General features: G+C 37.9%; 14 protein-coding genes and 1 riboswitch. Of the genes, 13 read left to right on the top strand and 1 reads right to left on the bottom strand.

Translation table 11 applies throughout. The features are described 5' to 3' along the window. The first annotated feature begins 414 nt into the window (after positions 1-414). The 5 genes from LI954_RS12645 to trxB all read left to right on the top strand — a co-directional run bounded on the left by LI954_RS12645 (position 415) and on the right by trxB (position 6,190). Positions 415-639: a YneF family protein gene (locus LI954_RS12645; protein WP_202067205.1), complete on the top strand. Its 225-nt coding sequence runs from the start codon at positions 415-417 to the stop codon at positions 637-639. 155 nt (positions 640-794) lie between these two features. Continuing rightward, complete coding sequence (locus LI954_RS12650; protein ID WP_229444649.1) at positions 795-2,546, top strand: ABC transporter ATP-binding protein; 1,752 nt, start codon at positions 795-797, stop codon at positions 2,544-2,546. After that, entirely contained in the window at positions 2,546-4,327 is a 1,782-nt protein-coding gene (locus LI954_RS12655; protein ID WP_229444650.1) for an ABC transporter ATP-binding protein, read from the top strand. Before LI954_RS12650 ends, LI954_RS12655 begins: the two co-directional genes overlap by 1 nt. Positions 4,328-4,470: 143 nt before the next feature. Then, on the top strand, positions 4,471-4,746 hold the full coding sequence (locus tag LI954_RS12660; protein WP_229444651.1) for a hypothetical protein: 276 nt from the start codon (positions 4,471-4,473) through the stop codon (positions 4,744-4,746). 505 nt (positions 4,747-5,251) lie between these two features. Further along, entirely contained in the window at positions 5,252-6,190 is a 939-nt protein-coding gene (gene trxB, locus LI954_RS12665) for a thioredoxin-disulfide reductase (RefSeq protein WP_229444652.1), read from the top strand. A 1,006-nt stretch (positions 6,191-7,196) separates the two neighbouring features. Here the strand turns inward: trxB and LI954_RS12670 are convergent. Continuing rightward, the gene (locus LI954_RS12670; RefSeq protein ID WP_229444653.1) at positions 7,197-8,225 is read right to left on the bottom strand and encodes a LacI family DNA-binding transcriptional regulator; all 1,029 of its coding nucleotides are present in this window, start codon (positions 8,223-8,225) and stop codon (positions 7,197-7,199) included. 181 nt (positions 8,226-8,406) lie between these two features. Here LI954_RS12670 and LI954_RS12675 point away from each other — a divergent pair, with 181 nt between their 5' ends. The 8 genes from LI954_RS12675 (at position 8,407) to LI954_RS12710 (ending at position 17,742) form a co-directional block, all read left to right on the top strand. Continuing rightward, positions 8,407-9,726, top strand: a complete 1,320-nt coding sequence (locus tag LI954_RS12675; protein ID WP_229444654.1) for an ABC transporter substrate-binding protein — start codon at positions 8,407-8,409, stop codon at positions 9,724-9,726. Further along, positions 9,726-10,601 (top strand): carbohydrate ABC transporter permease, encoded by an 876-nt coding sequence (locus LI954_RS12680; RefSeq protein WP_229442250.1) that lies wholly within the window; start codon positions 9,726-9,728, stop codon positions 10,599-10,601. Before LI954_RS12675 ends, LI954_RS12680 begins: the two co-directional genes overlap by 1 nt. After that, complete coding sequence (locus LI954_RS12685; protein ID WP_202067403.1) at positions 10,588-11,424, top strand: carbohydrate ABC transporter permease; 837 nt, start codon at positions 10,588-10,590, stop codon at positions 11,422-11,424. The genes LI954_RS12680 and LI954_RS12685 overlap by 14 nt, the downstream gene beginning before the upstream one ends. 13 nt (positions 11,425-11,437) lie before the next feature. Then, positions 11,438-12,949 (top strand): alpha-amylase family glycosyl hydrolase, encoded by a 1,512-nt coding sequence (locus LI954_RS12690; RefSeq protein WP_202067402.1) that lies wholly within the window; start codon positions 11,438-11,440, stop codon positions 12,947-12,949. After that, positions 12,949-13,848, top strand: a complete 900-nt coding sequence (locus LI954_RS12695) for a DUF1861 family protein (RefSeq protein ID WP_202067401.1) — start codon at positions 12,949-12,951, stop codon at positions 13,846-13,848. The genes LI954_RS12690 and LI954_RS12695 overlap by 1 nt, the downstream gene beginning before the upstream one ends. Positions 13,849-13,859: 11 nt before the next feature. Then, on the top strand, positions 13,860-14,921 hold the full coding sequence (locus LI954_RS12700) for a glycoside hydrolase family 130 protein (protein WP_202067400.1): 1,062 nt from the start codon (positions 13,860-13,862) through the stop codon (positions 14,919-14,921). 2 nt (positions 14,922-14,923) lie between these two features. Further along, positions 14,924-16,648 carry a phospho-sugar mutase gene (locus LI954_RS12705; protein ID WP_202067399.1) on the top strand — a complete coding sequence of 575 codons (1,725 nt, stop codon included), beginning with the start codon at positions 14,924-14,926 and terminating at the stop codon, positions 16,646-16,648. Positions 16,649-16,782: 134 nt separating this feature from the next. Continuing rightward, positions 16,783-17,742, top strand: a complete 960-nt coding sequence (locus tag LI954_RS12710; RefSeq protein ID WP_202067398.1) for a DUF1861 family protein — start codon at positions 16,783-16,785, stop codon at positions 17,740-17,742. 350 nt (positions 17,743-18,092) lie between these two features. Then, a riboswitch (M-box (ykoK) riboswitch) is annotated at positions 18,093-18,262 on the top strand. Positions 18,263-18,616 lie beyond the last annotated feature (354 nt).

Below are 18,616 nucleotides of genomic sequence, written 5' to 3' on the forward strand. Positions count from 1 at the left end.
GTTTGGGGATAGTCAGGGATGAGAGTGTTATCCTTTTTTTGTAAGAATTTTCAGTCTTACCCAATAAATTAAGGCAACTGGCTGGATACAGTCTGTTGCTTCTTTTGGTTCTCGTGAACTTTTTTGTGGGGTGAGTATTTTCTAGCCCTCATTTTATTGAGTTTTCAAAATTTTGATTGAGAAATCAGCTGAAAAAATTTCAAATCAGGCATTTTAGAAATTTCTTTTGGAGAATCTTTTAAAATGCCTTTTCTTTTCCAGCTGTTTCTAGTAAAATGTTTTCTTGAGAGCAATTAAACGAGAAGGATTGCTTCTAAAATTTATAACGTCTAAAATTCGAAGCTTATATGAATTAAACTGTTGTTTTTTTTAATGACATTACTCATTAGCTTTTATGATGGAAAGGAGAGATTTATTATGTCAACAGGAGTCGTAGTTTTAATCGCAGTAATCGCTTTAATCGCAGGTGCGACAGGCGGATTTTTCCTTGCCCGTAAAGCAATGCAGGACCATCTTAAAAAGAATCCTCCCGTTAATGAGGAGATGTTACGAATGATGATGGCATCTATGGGACAGAAGCCTTCTGAGAAGAAGATTCGTCAAATGATGCAGCAAATGAAGCACCAAGGGGATAAGTAAATCTTCTAATCTTCATATTTCGAGCACAACGGGCAGATTTTTGTCCGTTTTTTTTTGTCTTTAAGCGGTACAGGAAAGGGGTTCATTAAAATGGAAATAAAGCTGAATGGACAAGTGATAAGTAACAAGATATAAGGGAGTAAGGAGAGGAAAAGATGTCAGTTTTTAGGAAGTTAGGTTGGTTTTTTAAAAAAGAAAAGAAAAGTTATATAATAGGGGTTTTTGCTTTGGTCATGGTAGCGATTGTTCAACTGATACCGCCCAAAGTAATAGGAATTGTTGTGGACGTGATTGCTGAAAAGGATTTTGAGCTCTCTCAGATTCTTTTATGGGTCGGAGTTCTTTTAGCAGCAGCACTGGCTCAATATATTTTCCGCTATATTTGGAGAAAGTATATTTGGGGTGGAGCAGCTCAATTGGAGAGGGAGCTTAGACGGCGGTTATTTCATCACTTTACTAAAATGGACAGCATTTTCTATCAAAATCATCGAACCGGAGATTTGATGGCACATGCTACTAATGATTTGAACGCTATCCAAAATGTTGCAGGAGCTGGTATTTTAACGTTTGCGGACTCCTTTTTTACGGGAGGGAGTACCATTATTGCCATGATTCTGTTTGTCGATTGGCGTCTGACGCTTATTGCCTTGATTCCTCTTCCTCTGCTGGCTGTTATGTCGCGGGTATTGGGCTCAAAACTTCATGATGCTTTTAGGGATTCGCAGGCAGCTTTTTCAACCATTAATGATAAAGCGCAGGAGAGCATTACAGGTATGAAAGTTATTAAAACATTTGGGCAGGAAAAGGAAGATATTCAGGATTTTACAGAAAAAATAGAGGAGGCAATTATTAAAAACAATCGGGTGAATTTTTTAGATGCATTATTTGATCCATTTATTACATTAGTTATCGGTATTTCATATGTTTTGACCATTATTATCGGCGGAAAATTTATTATGAGCAATGTAATTTCAATCGGGCAGCTGGTTTCGTTTATCAGCTATATTGGTATGCTGATTTGGCCGATGTTTGCAATTGGCAGACTCTTTAATGTATTGGAGAGAGGGAATGCAAGCTATGACCGGGTAAATGAGATGCTCCATGAGAAAACACATATTATTGAACGGGAAAATGCTATTCAGGCACCTGCTAAAGGGACATTGGTAATGGATATTCAGTCTTTTGTCTATCCGAAAGAGGAGCTGCCGGTACTTGAAAATATCAGGTTCAAAATTAATGAAGGAGAAACACTGGGGATTGTCGGTAAAACCGGTGCAGGGAAAACAACGATGCTGAAGCTGATAATGAGAGAATACGATGACTATCAGGGGCAGATTACCATGGGCGGCCACAATATCAAGGATTATTCTTTGGATGCCCTTTTAACAGGAGTGGGCTGTGTGCCTCAAGATCAGTTTCTATTTTCAATGTCTGTTCGTGACAATATTCGTTTCGCAACGCCTTCATTAATGCAGGAAAAGGTGGAAGAGGCAGCTCGGCTGGCTTATATAGACGAGGATATAAAAGGATTTTCAAAAGGCTACGATACACTGGTGGGAGAAAGAGGTGTGTCTTTGTCAGGAGGACAGCGACAGCGGATATCCATTGCCAGAGCTGCGATTATTAATCCGGAATTGTTGATTCTGGATGATGCACTTTCTGCAGTAGATGCAAAAACAGAAGAAGCAATTTTGACAAATCTCAAAACTGAACGACAGAATAAAACAACTATTATTGCAGCGCACCGTCTAAGCAGTGTGATGCATGCTCAGGACATTATTGTTCTGGATAAAGGAAAAATTATTGAACGGGGAACACATCAGGAGCTTCTGTTGGCAAACGGCTGGTACAAGAGAATGTGGGATAAACAACAGCTTGAAGCGAAAATAGAAGGAGGGGAAGTATAATGGAAGAACAGCAGTCAGTCTGGACAAAGTCAATTCCTGCTAAAGAGCAGATAACCATTGTCAGGCGCTTATTAAAATATGCAAAGCCCTTTCGTATCACATTTTTATCTGCTATTGGTTTTGCTTTTATTTTGTCCATTATTAACGCACTTTTACCAAGAATCATTCAGATGCTGATGGATAATTACTTAACACCGAAAACAGCAACTGATCAGATTATTTACATGTTTGCAGGAGTCTATTTGTTTGGCATTATTGTAAAAAGTCTGATTTGGTTTTTCCAGTGGTTCTTGTATTCGAAGGCTTCTCTGAAAACGTATCAGTTTATTCGGGTGAAGCTGTTTGAGAAATTGCAGACATTGGGGATGCGCTATTTTGATCAGACTCCGGCAGGATCAATCGTTTCCCGTGTGACAAATGACACGGAAACTTTATTTGAATTTTGGTATGTTTTTTTAATAGTTTTGATAGGCATTTTTGCTGTGCTTTCTTCCTTTGTGGGAATGCTTCAAATTGACCGAAGAAGTGCGCTTTGTATCCTTTTGTTCCTACCTGTTCTTTTGGCAGTTATTACTTATTACCAAAAGTTCAGCTCAAGGATTTATCGAAATATGCGGGAAAAACTCAGCCAGTTGAATACGAAACTAAATGAATATATATCAGGAATGAAGATTATTCAACAGTTCAGACAGGAAAAACGTCTCGAAGGGGAATTTGAAACGACAAATGAAGAGTATTTGCAGACAAAACTCTCCATGATACGAATTAACTCGTTGCTGTTAAGTCCGATTATTAACTTGCTTTATGCAATTGCAGTTTCTGCTGCACTGACTTTATTTGGGATAGATGCGCTTGACTCACCAGTTAAAGTAGGGTTGATTTACGCCTTCGTAACCTATGTTCAGGCATTTTTTGAGCCAATGACGCAAATGATGGATTTTTTAAGTATATTTACAGATGGAATAGTTGCAGGCAGTCGTATTTTGAAAATTTTTGATACAGAAGAACTGATACCCCAGCAGAATCCAGATGCATCAGCAGAAATCACCCTTGGAAAAATTGAATTTAGAGATGTCAGCTTTTCTTATGATGGAAAAAACCATGTCTTAAAAAATATTAGTTTTACTGCAAATCCCGGAGAAACCGTTGCTTTAGTCGGACATACCGGTAGTGGTAAAAGCTCGATTATCAATGTCTTAATGCGTTTTTATGAATTTTATGAAGGACAGATTCTGCTTGATGATATTGACATTCGGGACTATCCAATCACTGAGCTTCGAAAAAAAATGGGTCTTGTCCTTCAGGATGCGTTCATGTTTTATGGAGATATTGCAGGGAATATTCGTATGCTGAACGCGAATATCAGTGACAAACAGATTGAAGAGGCGGCTAAATTTGTACAGGCGGATAAGTTTATTGAAACCTTGCCAAACAAATATCATGCGAAAGTCATTGAACGGGGAGCAAGTTATTCCAGTGGACAGAGACAGCTGATTTCATTTGCACGTACAATGGCAACCGATCCGAAAATTCTGGTTTTGGATGAAGCGACAGCTAATATTGATACTGAAACGGAAGGGCTGATTCAGGAAGGCCTAGCTAATATGCGTCAAGGGCGGACTACGATTGCAATTGCTCACAGGCTTTCAACGATCCGTGATGCCGATATGATTTTGGTTCTTGAAAAAGGATCAATTGTAGAACGAGGAAGTCATGAGAGTCTGATTGCTCAAGAAGGACTCTATTCAGATATGTACAAACTGCAAAACAGTGTTGTCTAAAAAATCTCAGATATCAGCAACAGGTGAAACTGGACTGCTGATGTCTGTTTTTACTATAATGGTAAGAGGTTGAGAGAAGTAGGTGATTGCAACTGAAGGTACCTACTTGAGATGTTTTGTTATTGAAGATTTGGCAGATCTGTTTGAATAACACTAAGATTAAGGGGATCGGTGAAACGGCTGGCTGGAAACGTCATAAAATATTGAGCGAAGCAGAAAGTACGCTAAAGCAGCTGGTGGACAACAACCTCAGTTCCGCTGTTGTGGGGAGAATCGAAAGCAAGGTCATCACTCATATCACTGTTCTTGAGGAGTCAGTAGATGGACTATCTAACAGTAAGGAAATGGTTTTTGTGTTAAATCCTGTTTATCATGGTCAGGGGATAGTGACAGAAGTGGTTTTAGCTCTTCCGGAGTAGCTGTTTTTAGAAAACATTTCCAGGGTTTATGCTTGTTGTTTTCAAATCAACATACTGTCAAAATGATTGGTAGAGAAGTACGGCTTTCAATTTGATCAAAATAGAGCATTTTTCTCAGTCTTTTTAACTTAGCCTTTTGCTTCCTATAAATATATGATGACAAAGGAACATCGGCTGGTCGGAAAGTTGCGTGAACAGCAGAAGAATGAATAACAGGAAATAGTGAAAAAATGAAATTTTTAAAGTCATGTAAAATAGAATATGATACTATAATCTAGGAATGCTGTTTAGGCAGAAAATTAGACAATCAGCTGCTTAGGTTGTAAAGTAAACTTACTTGAAAAAAGTAAGTGACTGGAATCTTTCTGAACTTTTCTTATAGGGAATGTTCAGATATTTTCATTCTATCTGTCAGAGTGGAAATATAAATGGTGAAGGCTGTGAAAATAACTGTTTACTAATTAGAATTGGCGGCTTTCTACAATAGAGAAAAGAGGGAATTGAAATGTATGATGTAATTATTATTGGGGCCGGACCTGCGGGGATGACTGCGGCTTTGTATGCTTCACGTTCGAATTTGAATGTACTGATGATTGAACGGGGAGTTCCCGGCGGTCAGATGAACAATACAGCGGAAATTGAAAATTATCCTGGATTTGATTCAATTATGGGTCCAGATTTATCAATGAAAATGTACGAAAACGTAGAAAAATTTGGAACTAAAAATGTTTATGGAACTGTACTTGATATTAGAGATCATGGCTCCTACAAAGAAATTATCTGTGAAGATACAATCTACCAAGGAAAGTCTGTGATTATTGCAACTGGCTGTGTCCATCGAAAACTGGGCGTACCAGGTGAAGAAGAGTATGCCGGTCGAGGGGTTTCCTATTGTGCAGTTTGTGATGGTGCTTTTTTCCGTAATAAAGAATTAATGGTTATTGGGGGAGGCGATTCAGCAGTTGAGGAAGCGATCTATCTGACTCAGTTTGCTTCCAAGGTAACTGTGGTTCATAGAAGAGATGAACTGCGTGCTCAAAAAATTATTCAGGATCGTGCATTTGCTAATGAAAAAGTTTTCTTTGAATGGGATACTGTTCTTGAAGAAATTGTCGGCAATGACATGGCTGTTACCGGTGTTCAACTGAAAAATGTAAAATCCGATGAAGTGAAAGAAGTTGCGGCAAACGGTGTATTTATTTACGTTGGTTTGGATCCGTTGACTGAACCATTCAGAACAAGCGGGATAACCAATGAAGAAGGCTGGATTATCACGAATCAGGAAATGGAAACGGAAATTTCAGGAGTTTATGCGATTGGTGATGTACGTGAAAAAACATTGAGACAGATTACTACAGCTGTAGGTGAAGGCGGTATCGCCGGTCAACAGGTTTACAACTACCTTGAATCACTGAAAGAAGCTGAAACAGCAGTTAGCGAATAACGGTTGATTTTTGCTGAAATTCCTGAAAAATTCAGATACCTTTGGAACTTTTCAGACAGGTCCCAACTATATAAATACTATTTCCAGTTGAAAGTTGATTTGAGAAAGCATTGATAATACGGCGTAAATTTGTTAATACAAAAATTGAAAAGGGAATTAGGGAGAAGGTTGTGACAGAAGTGTTCTGCCTCAAGAACCAGGTAGGTATCATGCATCATCTACTCTGACAGGTCAATCGTAGTGATTTATGACACCAAGTCGGAATATCCGAAAATTGTCAAGGAACACTATTCATAAAATGAATAGCTGTGAATGGATACCTCCCTGGAGGTCTTCATATTTTCAGGCTAGTTCGCCTTATTTCTGAGATGTTGCCTGCGATTACTCGGCACAGTTTAGGACCGACAAGTGCTAGTTCTGCTTTGCCGCTTCTGCTCATATTTGTACTTTAGCAGAATGGTATGTATGCGTAGCGTAGAAGAACTGCTGTCTCTGCGAGTCTAACGATTCTCTAGACAAAACATTACCGCTGTATCTGTTTTTCTGTGTCTAAGGTTCTCACTACACTACACTTCGTTTCGATCTCATCAATTTCTAAACAGCAAAGCCATTAAGAATTGAAGGACTTCGTTCTGATCCTTGAAGCATGTATGAACTTGCTCCTACGCGTCTTCGAATGCTCGTCGCATGTCTGGAGGGCATGTATGAACTTGCTCCTACGCGTCTTCGAATGCTCGTCGCATGTCTGGAGGGCATGTATGAACTTGCTCCTACGCGTCTTCGAATGCTCGTCGCATGTCTGGAGGGCATGTATGAACTTGCTCCTACGCGTCTTCGAATGCTCGTCGCATGTCTGGGGGGCATGTATGAACTTGCTCCTACGCGTCTTCGAATGCTCGTCGCATGTCTGGGGGCATGTATGGACTTGCTTCTACGCTTCTTCGAATACTCGAATCATACAAAGACTGGAACACCATTTATTCGGCTTTAGGGGACTGTGACATACTTATGTCATGGTCCCTCTCTTTTTATTGTTTTCATTTTTTTCTGTAAATCTGACAGATTCTCGTATATTTAACTGAGGAACGATTTGTTGGTGAACGAAAGGTTCATCAACATGAGTGATTCGATTGATTAACGAACGAACTGCGAGCTGCCCCATATAGTGAAGATCTGTGGCAACATTAGTGATTGGTGGTATAGCCGTCCGTGTGAATTCAGTATCATCGAAGCAGATAATGCTGATATCATCAGGAATGGTGTAACCGGCAGATTGAAGGTAGCTATTCAACATAAAGGCTAGACCTGAATTTACACAAAACCAGGCATCCGGCATTTCCTCAATATTTTTTAGTTTATTGAAGAGAGTTCCTTGTGTTTCTTCAATCTGTGTGATTTCAATCGAGTCATCGTAAGGAATACCATATTCTGCTAATGTACGGTGATACCCGCGGTACCGCTCTAAATAACTTGGTGAAAAATTGATGTCGCCAATAAAACCGATACGCTGTAGATTATTCTCTATCAACAGAGAAATAGCTTGAAAAGTGCCATCTGTATTTTTTGATAAGATTGCATCTGCTAATAATGAGGGATCATGGTGATCTACTAAAATAATAGGGATCTTAGTAGAGATGATTTCTCCTATATAAGAATTATCACTATGGGATAGTATAATGATGCCGTCATATTCTTTAATGAATGGCGGAATTGTCATGCTTGAGATGTCATTCTCTGTCAAAGTATGTGTATCAATCTGGAATCCAGCTTTTAGTGATTCGGTTTCAATACTTTTAGTGATTTCTCCAAAAAAACTTGTTTGAGAAAATGCGAACTCAGTAGCTAACAAAAGAAATTTGGGTCTGTCCATATTCTCGTCATTTTTTTGGTACTGATAACCTAGTTCTTCTGCTTTCTTCTGAACAAGAAGCCTCGTCTGCTGACTTACTCCGGCTTTATTCCTTAATGCTTGTGAAACAGAATTTTTGGATATTCCTAATGCATTCGCAATGTCTTGCATAGATGCTTTTTTCATACTTATCACCTTGATTTTCTTTAACTTTGAGTTGATTATACCACACTCTTTAAAAAAAGTAACTTGTTGTAATCTTATAGTAATTTTGTAATTATAATTACGTAATGTTGACAAAAAAGATTACGAATGATATGATCGTTTCGTGATAAAGAAAACGTTTACTTTTATAGGAGGAATGATTATGAAAATGAAAAAATTGATTATCGGCATTTCATCGCTATTGGTTGGAGCAATTATTTTGTCAGGATGCAGTGGTGGAGGGGAACAAAAAGAATCTGGTTCCGGTGACGGGAAAACAAAAATTACTTTTTGGGCGGCACCTAATCCACCTCAATTGAAATATTGGGAAGAAATGGCAAAGGAATTTGAAAAAGAAAATAAAGATATTATTGTTGAGGTTAGCCAGATGAAAGAAAGTCCTTCTTCTGAAGCTACTATTCAAAGTGCCATTGCTTCAAATACTACGCCGACACTTTCAGAAAATATCAATCGCAGCTTTGCTGCTCAATTGGCTGCAAGCAAGGCAATTTTACCATTAGATAAGCAAAGTCAATTTAGCTCAGTGACAGATAGTCGAAATATGAATAAAACGATTGAAAGCTGGAAATTTTCTGATGGCAGTCAATATGTATTGCCAGTTTATTCTAATCCTATTTTGTTTGGTTGGCGATTAGATATTTTGAAGGAAATGGGGTTTGATCAAGCACCAAAAACGTACTCTGAGTTATTAAAAGTAGTTGAGAAAGTCAAAGATACCGATAGGGCACTTTGGGCTAAAAAAGATCTGGCAGACCCGACTGCCTGGATGCGTTGGTTTGATTTTTTCCCATTGTATAATGCAGCAAGTAACGGAGCAAACTTTGTAGAGGGCAATCAGTTTGTTGCTGATGAAGAAGCAATGAAAGAAGTCTTTGATTTGATGAGTACCTTAGCGAAAAATAAAGTACTGCGAACTGGTGAAGCTACGGACCCATTTGAAAATGGGGATAGTGTTATGACTGATCTGGGACCTTGGACATTCCCTAACTGGGCTGAAAAATATCCGGAAATGGAATTTGGAAAAAATTACACCGTTACGGCACCTGTGGTTCCGGATGCTCTAGCTGACGAAGAACAGGTTTCTACTTATGCTGATGCGAAAGGTATTGTTATGTATGCAAAAGCTACTGAAGAAGAACAAGAAGCTGCCATGAAATTTTTAGAATTTGTATTTGGGGATGAAAAAAATGACATGAAACTATTGGAAATGACATCATTAATTCCAGCACGAGATGATGCGACTGAAAATAATGCGTTCAAAGAATACTTTGACAAAAATCCTGCTATGGAAGTTTATGCTGAGAATGTGCCTTATGCTGTTCCGGCAATGGACAATGAAAACTACAACGAGATTCAACAAGTCTTTGGTGAGCAAGCTTGGGTACCTGTTGTTCGTGGTGAAAAAGATGCAGCTAAAGCTGTTGAGAGTGCTAAAAAAGCAGTTGAAGGGGCGCTTCAGTGATGAGCAAAAACACCAAATTGGGCTGGTTATTTACCAGCCCATACCTGATTTTTACATTTATTTTCTTCTTGCTGCCGCTGCTATGGTCCTTCTGGCTGGCTTTGACTAGCTGGAATATGATCTCACCAGAGGTTAAGTTTATTGGTATCAAAAATTTTATAGACGCTGTTAAAAGCCCAGCCATTCAATCCGCTTTTTTTGTTACTTATAAGTTTTTGATTATATTTGTCCCGATGGCTTTGACTATGTCAATGATTATCGCTTTATTGGTGAACAGCTTACCGAAATTTAAAGGTCTTTATATGGTTGCTTTCTTCTTACCATATCTTTCAAGCGGAGTAGTAACATCATTGATCGTTAAGGGACTGCTTTCATATAATGGACCATTTAACATATTTCTTCGAACAAAAATGGGGTGGGATATTGATTGGTTAGGAAATCCGCATACTGCAATGATGATCGTTTCGTTGATGATCGCATGGAAGATGTCTGGTTATTACGGTTTAATCTTGATTTCAGGGTTAAGCAATATCAATCAAGAGGTATATGAAGCAGCAGCAATTGATGGAGCGACTTCTTGGACAAGTTTTTGGAAGATCACTTTTCCCATGCTGTATCCAGCCTTTTTCACTGTAACTGTTTTAGCAGTAGGAATCAGTTTTGGTATTTTTACTGAAGTTTATCAATTGACTGGCGGCGGTCCGAATTTTGCGACTAATACTTGGCAAATGGAAATTTATAACCAAGCTTTTGTCGGATTGAGATCTGGGTATGCTTCGGCTGTGGCATTATTAGCTTCGGTTGTCACTTTTACATCGATTGGGCTCATTCGTAAATTGTTGGAAAAATGGGGTGAAAAAAATGGTTGGGTATAAAAGGACTAAAAGGCAAACTGTTCTCCTTTATCTTGTTACGACCATCGTGATGTTGATCATGACCTTTCCATTTATCTATCTGGTGATGCATTCATTTGCTTCATGGGATCAAGTCGATCGAAAAGTGATTCCAGGCAGTTTTAGTTTACGTTCTTGGACATGGCTGTTTGGCGGGTCAGCTACATCAGCAAATGTCCCTTGGCTAGGGGCCTTTGTGAATACGATTATTGTAGCAACTATCGCTACTTTTTTGATGCTGATGTTTGCCTTGATGGTAAGCTATGCTTTAGCAAAAATTGATTTTAAGGGCAAGAAATTCGTTAATAACTTTATCTTGTTCCAAATGTTTTTCCCTGCGATCATCTTATTGATTCCACAATTTTTAATGATCACGAAGGTTGGATTGCTGGATTCATATGCTGGAATGATTATTCCTACGGCAATCAGCTTATGGGCAATTTTTATGTACACTAACTTTTTCAAAGCGATTCCTGATACCTTAATTGAGGCTGCAAAACTTGATGGAGCAACAGAAATGCAGATTTTGTTTAGAATCGTGCTTCCAATGTCAAAATCTATTACAACGGTCATCTTTCTTTTTCTTTATACGGATCGTTGGACGAATTTGCTGTGGGATATGATCGTGTCTAAGAGTGATGGTACAGTGACGTTGAATGTTTTGATTTCACAAATGTTCGGTCCATATGGCACTTATCCAGGTCCAATGTATGCTGCCTCTGTTTTGCTGACATTACCGCTGATCATTTTGTTTTTAATTTTCTCAAAACGATTCCAAGACGGTATGCAATTTACTTTGAAATAAGAGGGGTTAGCTGATGTGGTGGGAAAAAGCAGTTTTTTATGAAATTTATTTACCGTCTTTTGCTGATGGTAACGGAGACGGGATCGGTGATTTTTTAGGAATAAGAGAAAAGCTTCCTTATCTAAAAAATCTAGGTGTTGATTGTATTTGGTTAACACCATTTTATCCCTCACCAAAAATTGATAATGGGTATGATGTTGCCGACTATTGTGGTGTTGATGAGCAATATGGTACTCTGGATGATCTTCAGTTTCTAATCAGTGAAGCACATCAAATGGGAATACGCATTATTATAGATGTAGTATTTAATCACACCTCAACTGAGCATCCGTGGTTTGTAGAAGCTGCAAAAGATCGTACCAGCTTGAAACGTGACTGGTATATTTGGCGGGATGTGCCTAATAACTGGGAAAGTTTTTTTGGCGGATCTGCTTGGAACTTTGACTCTTGTACCAATCAATATTATTATCACAGCTTTGCTAAAGAACAGGCCGATTTGAACTGGAGAAATCCTGAGGTGAAAACAGCAATTTTCCAAGTGCTTGATTTCTGGCTTCATAAAGGTATTGATGGGTTCCGCTTTGATGTTATCAATAATTTGTCTGCTTCGGCTGACTTTCCAGATAATCCCAATGATTCAACGGGGAATCAGCTCCATAAATTTGATGTAGATCAAGAAGGAACTAAGAAAATTCTGAAAGAAATTAATCAATTTGTAAAATCGTATAATTCTGAATTGTTTACTGTTGCGGAGATTAGCTCTGATGAGCTGATGAAAATTTCCAGTTATGTTGGTGGAGAGCTATTTGATACAGCCTTTAATTTTGATCTTGGCAGTCAAGATAGTTTTGATCTTGAAAAAATAAAAAAAGCATTTGAGGCGATTAATTCTCTTTATATGGATAGCTTGCCAACTCTGTTTTTTAACAGTCATGATATGAGTCGTTCATGGAATCGATTGGTACAAGAGGATAAAGAGTTGTATAAACTATTAGCAGTTTTTGTATTGATCAATAGGGGAATTCCATTTTTATATCAGGGAGAAGAGTTGGGAATTGGTGATTTTATACCTGCTCAAATCGAAGATATCCGAGATATTCAAGCGAAGAATAAGTATCAAGAAATGTTGGAATCAATGACAGAAGAAGCAGCTCTTAAAGAGGCAAATAAGGTGAATAGAGATCGTTCACGCGGAATGATGCTTTGGAATGATGCACCCAATAATTGGATTGGCAAATGTTCTGAGAATGAAGACAGCCTGGAATTAGCGGAGTGGTATCGCAGTCTAATCCAATTACGATATCAAGAGGGTCCCTTTAATAGAATTACAGCTATTTTTTTGGATGAGAAATGCCTTTCTTATCGAGTGGATGATATTTTAGTGGTTTTGAATTTTGATGATAGAGAATATGAATTAACAATAGAAGGAAAGCTGCAAATACTTTTTGGAGCTGAATTAATAAATAAGACAAATAAAAGATATCGAATTTTGGCAAAAGCTTGTTGGATAGGAAGGGTAGAGTAGTGATTTATACAAAAGAATTATTAACAGAGTATCGAAAAAAAAATACAAATAAAAAAGCAGCAGTCTTAAACTTTCTAGGTGTTGGTGGTCGAGATGTTTACAATATTACAGCACCATTTGATTTGAATGGACAAGAAGTTATTGCCGGACGTGTAGAATCTCGTGATGATGAGCATTCGCATATCAATTTGTTCAAGGAAGTCAATGATAGTGTTTGGGAAAAGCTCGATGTCGGGATTGATTTAGCTCTTCAAGACCCTTTTTACACAAGAATTGATGGGAAAATTATTTTGGGAGGAGTCGAAGCAGTTTTTTTTGATAATGGAAAAGCAAAGTGGCGAACGGTATTTTATCAATTGGACTCTATTTCAGAAGCATATAAAGTTTTTGAAGGTCCTTGGGGAATGAAAGATTTACGATTGAAGCAGCAAGCTGATGGGCGAATTTTAGTGTTGACTCGTTCGCAAGGTGAAAAAGGCGGTCGTGGGAAAATTGGCTTCTGTATTATTGATCAAGTCAGTAATTTGACGATTCAGATGATTGAGGATGCACCACTTTTGTCTAATCAGTTTTGCGATGAAGAGTGGGGCGGTGGAAATGAGATTCATCAAATCAACGAAGATATCTGGATTTTAGGTCATATCGCCAACTTTGATGCAGATGGGAATCGTCATTATTACGCAATGAGCTTCAAGGTGGACATTGAAAATAAAGCTATGTGTGAAGCGAAGATCATTGCTGAAAGAAGGGACTTTATTGACGGACCAGCTAAGCGTCCTGACTTAGTAGATGTTGTTTTTAGCGGCGGCATTCAGCTACATGGAGAGCGAGCAGTTTTATATGTCGGTATCAGCGATGCCAGTGCACAAAAAATAGAGATTGAAAATCCATTTAAATAGAGGTTATTGACATGAAAATAGAACGTTTTATAGAAAATCCATTAATCACACCAGCTGATGTGAAGCCATTACATGAGGGGTATGAAGTTATTGGTGCCTTTAACGGCGGAGTAGCAGAATACAATGGTGAAGTACTGCTTTTATTAAGAGTTGCAGAACGCCCAATTTCTGAAGATCCAAATATAATTAAAGCACCTGTTTATGATACTGGGACCAAGCAAATGAAGATTGTAGAATTTGATTATAATGATCCAGATTATGATTTTGAAGATCCCCGAATGATCCGCAAAAAAGATAAGTTAGATAGCTTCATTTATTTAACATCCCTATCTTACATTCGAATTGCGCGTAGTAAAGACGGGCATCATTTTATGATTGACGATGATGCATTTTTATATCCTTTTAATGAGTATCAAAGCTATGGAATTGAGGATGCTCGTTGTACTAAGATTGATGATACATATTACATTAATTTTAGTTCAGTTTCTCCTGTCGGTGTGTGTGATTCGCTAGTTTCAACAAAGGACTTTAAAAATTATCAGGATTTAGGAAATATTTTTGCACCAGAAAATAAAGATGTGCTGATTTTTCCAGAAAAAATTAATGATAACTATTATGCTTTACACCGACCTTCTTTGAAAAGTATCGGGAATTATGACATTTGGATAGCTTCTTCACCGGACTTAGTCAGCTGGGGAAATCACAAACATCTTTTAGGAATCAGAAAAACAGAGTGGGATAGTGGTCGGATTGGCGGTGGGTTGGTTCCTGTCAAAACTGAAGCTGGTTGGTTAGTTATCTATCATGGAGCAACATCTGAGCATCGTTATTGTATGGGAGCAGTGTTACTGGATTTGAATGATCCTACGAAGGTAATTGCTCGTTCGCAAAAGCCGATTATGGAGCCGGAAGCTGAATATGAAAAAAACGGCTTCTTTGGTGATGTAGTATTTGGTTGTGGTGGTATTGTTGATGAAGATCGCTTGACTATGTATTACGGAGTGGCAGATACTTCTATGGCTGGTTGTACACTTTCTATCAGCGAAATCATTCAACAGGCAAAAGAGGGATAGAGATGGAGTGGCAGACAAAATTGCAGGAATGGCAGAAGTTTCAGGGTTTAGAGTTGGATTTGAAAGAGCAATTAGCTGCTCTTTCAAATCCAGCTGATCTAGAAGAGCGTTTTTACCGCTATCCGGAATTTGGAACTGGTGGGATGCGCGGAGAATTGGGTGTAGGAACGAATCGGATCAATATCTATACTATTAAACGTGTTGCACTAGGTCTTGCAAAATATATTTTAGAATCTGATGACCACTCAGCTGAAAGAGGGGTGGTCATTTCTTATGACAATCGGCATCTTTCCGACCTTTTTGCAAGATGGACTGCTCGAATTTTAGCATCTAAAGGAATCAAAGTTTATTTATCCGACCAATTGCGCCCAACGCCTGAATTATCGTTTTTGGTTCGGCATTATCAGGCTTTTGCGGGTGTGATGATCACTGCCAGCCATAATCCAAAACAATACAATGGTTTTAAGGTATACGGACAAGATGGCGGTCAGATAACTTTAGAAACAGCGGCACGTTTGACGGCTATTCTGGAGGAAATAACCAATGAGTTATCAATTCAAGCGGATTTATTAACGGAATATATTTCTGAAGGGCTGATTGAGGTGTTTTCTTCAGAGGCAGATGAATGGTATTTGGAAAATCTACGTTTGGTGACCCAAAACTATGAAAAAGTAAACATGTTTGGTTCCCAATTGAAAATCGTTTATACACCCTTGCATGGGACAGGAAGAATCTTGGTTAGTCAGGCATTCAAACGAATAGGATTTTCAAATTTGAAGTTAGTGAAGGAACAGGAATTCCCAGATCCGGATTTTTCTACAGTAAAATCCCCGAATCCAGAAGATCCTGATGCTTTTGAGCTAGCATTGAAACAAGCTTTAAAAAATCAATCTGATCTGGTAATTGCGACAGATCCTGATGCAGACCGTTTAGGTGTTATTGTCTTTAAAGATGGGAAGCCAATCTATTTAAATGGGAATCAAATCGGTACTTTATTACTGGACTATCTCATCAAGGAAAAAAAACGAAAAGGGGAAAATTTAGCAGATTACTTTTTGGCAAAAACGATTGTAACTTCGGATTTAGGCGTAAAAATCGCTGAAGCAAATGGTATTCAAGTCAGAAACACTCTTACTGGCTTTAAGTTTATTGGTGAACAAATTGAATTATCAGAAGAGCAAAATGATAAACGCTTTTTATTTGGCTATGAAGAGAGCTATGGGTATTTGATTGAACCATTTGTACGAGATAAAGATGCAATTCAGGCAGCCGTTCTCTTAGCTGAAGCGGCATTAGATTGTCAGCTTTCAAATAGTAATCTTATTGATCGTTTGAACATGATATATGAGGAATATGGCTATTATGAAGAAGTTTTGGAAACGAAAGAATTTATAAGAAAAAATGGGATTAATCAGATGAACCAATTGGTAGAAAATTTGCGAGAAAAAGAATTCACTTCTTTAGCTGATTTTGAATTAATTGTAAAAGAAGATTACGTATCAGCCTTGAAAGTTGATTTAGTCAAGGGAACTCAAGAAAAGCTTCTTTTACCTAAATCCAACGTTTTGAGGTTCGTCTTTAAACATAATTTTTGGGTGTGCGTTCGACCATCTGGAACTGAGCCGAAGTTTAAAATTTATTATTCGGTCAATGCACCAACACAGGAAAAAGCCAATGAAAATATGAAGGCTCTACAAGCTGCATTCCATCAGCTTGTTCAAATATAAGGAGGACCTAGTGATCTGACAAATGTCCTTTTTTAGCAGATTCATTACTGCTTTATATTATAAACGAATATCCGCATCCGTTTTTTATCAACTATTTGACTCGAAGAGCGGAGCGAGTCAAGATGGAGGTCATTATGAATGCATTACAAAGAAAGCAGCTATTTGAAGCTGAGCAGCAAAAATCAGAAACAGAAATTCTTCGTTTTAAAGGTGTTGATGGTTTTGATGTTTATAATTGTTCTCAACCTTTTAACTATGAGGATAAGTGGTATCTTTTTGGACGAGTAGAGCGTCGAAGTGAATGGATGCGATCCTGGGTACGTCTATTCGAGAAGGTTGAAAAAAATTGTTGGAAGCTAGTTGAAGATTCAATGGTTTATCAATTAGAGGATCCTTATATTGCCAAGATTGACAACAACCTTGTTATGGGAGGTACTCATGTTCAAGTAAAAAAAGAAGATAAATTGGAAGCTTATTTTGGTTATTTTTATTATGGACAGGCTCTAAACGATCTTAAATACTTTACTACTGGTCCGCGAAATATGAAGGATATTCGGATTGTCCAATTAGCAGATGGTCGTATTGGTGTTTTTTCACGTCCTAGAGATAAACAGTTAATTAAAGAATATGGCAGTGAGGCACTAATTGGTTTTACGATCATTGATCATTTAGATGAATTGACCGCTGAAAAAATTGCTAATGCCAAGATCCTGCCAGATTTGTTTGGGAATCTGGAATGGGGTGGGGTCAATCAGGTTTTTTTATTGGATACAAATAAAATCGGTGTAATCGGGCATTTATCTTATCTTGAAGAAGAACAAAGTGTTTATACAGTCATGTCTTTTGTTTTTGATCCACTTACTTTAGCGGTTGACGATTACAAAATTATTGCAACAAGGAAGAGCTACCCGGAAGGACCTGCAAAACGGGAACATTTAAAAGATTGTTGCTTCCCTTCAGGGATGATTTATCATGATGATGAGAATTGTGAGCTTTTTTCTGGTATCGGTGATACACAAGAAGGAGTTGTTAAGATTACGTATCCATTCAAAGGCTATGGACAGATTGTAAATCCTGTTTTGAAGTTTTCTTAAAAGTGCAGTTATCTTTGGTCATTATTTCGAAAATAATTGTGATGAGAAAGTATTAATTCATCCTTCGTTGTGTTTTATAGCAACAAGAAAATTTCTCCTAAAATCGTTGATAAGCTATGATTTATTTCTTCATTTGTTTTTATCAGCATGAGCAAGGCAGACTGTGCTTCGATTAAAGCAGAGATAATAAAACTGCTTACAGGAAAATCAGCTCGTTATTTTGAGTATAATATTCAAAAGTTTCATTGAGTTATCCTGAATAAAATAGAACAAGATTTGCTATTTAGCAGGCGTATTTGTTTTGACTTTTATGGGCGAATCATTTATGATGAATTTGGTTGAAAATTTGAATAATGAATTGTTAGGTGAGGCTCCTATATGGAAATATGCTGCTGCCGCGAAAGATTCGAGAGACTCTTAGCTGGTAGAACAGGAATGATCGTGAAGGTCATTCATAATGCAGCTGATAAGAAATTATCTACGCCATATAGTGCTAAAGCTCAACGATGGAGAATATATTTATGCTGTTTATCGCATGCTCTATTGTTGGGTATGCGTTTTTTTATGTTTCAGTACTTACAGGCTGAACAAAAAGCTGTATTTTTTATTTGGAACAGGAGACCAAAAGCTTAGCGGCTTCAGGGTTGCCAAATAATTGTGTTTCTCAGCAGATGGAAGTACCATGGACATGAGGCGCTTTGAAAGAAGCGAAGGACCTGACAGTCATTTTCAAAAAATTTAACGAACAGTCAATAAAAAACAGAAGGGAAGATTATCATGGAAGACCCACATCAGAGGTGGAGCAAAAATAATCTTCACTTAACTGGAAAAGGTTAGTTAGGCTTCTTTCCTTTCAGTCGAGTGAAGGAGTTGG

The organism is Enterococcus sp. CWB-B31 (assembly GCF_020567645.1).
GTDB lineage: Bacteria > Bacillota > Bacilli > Lactobacillales > Enterococcaceae > Enterococcus_L.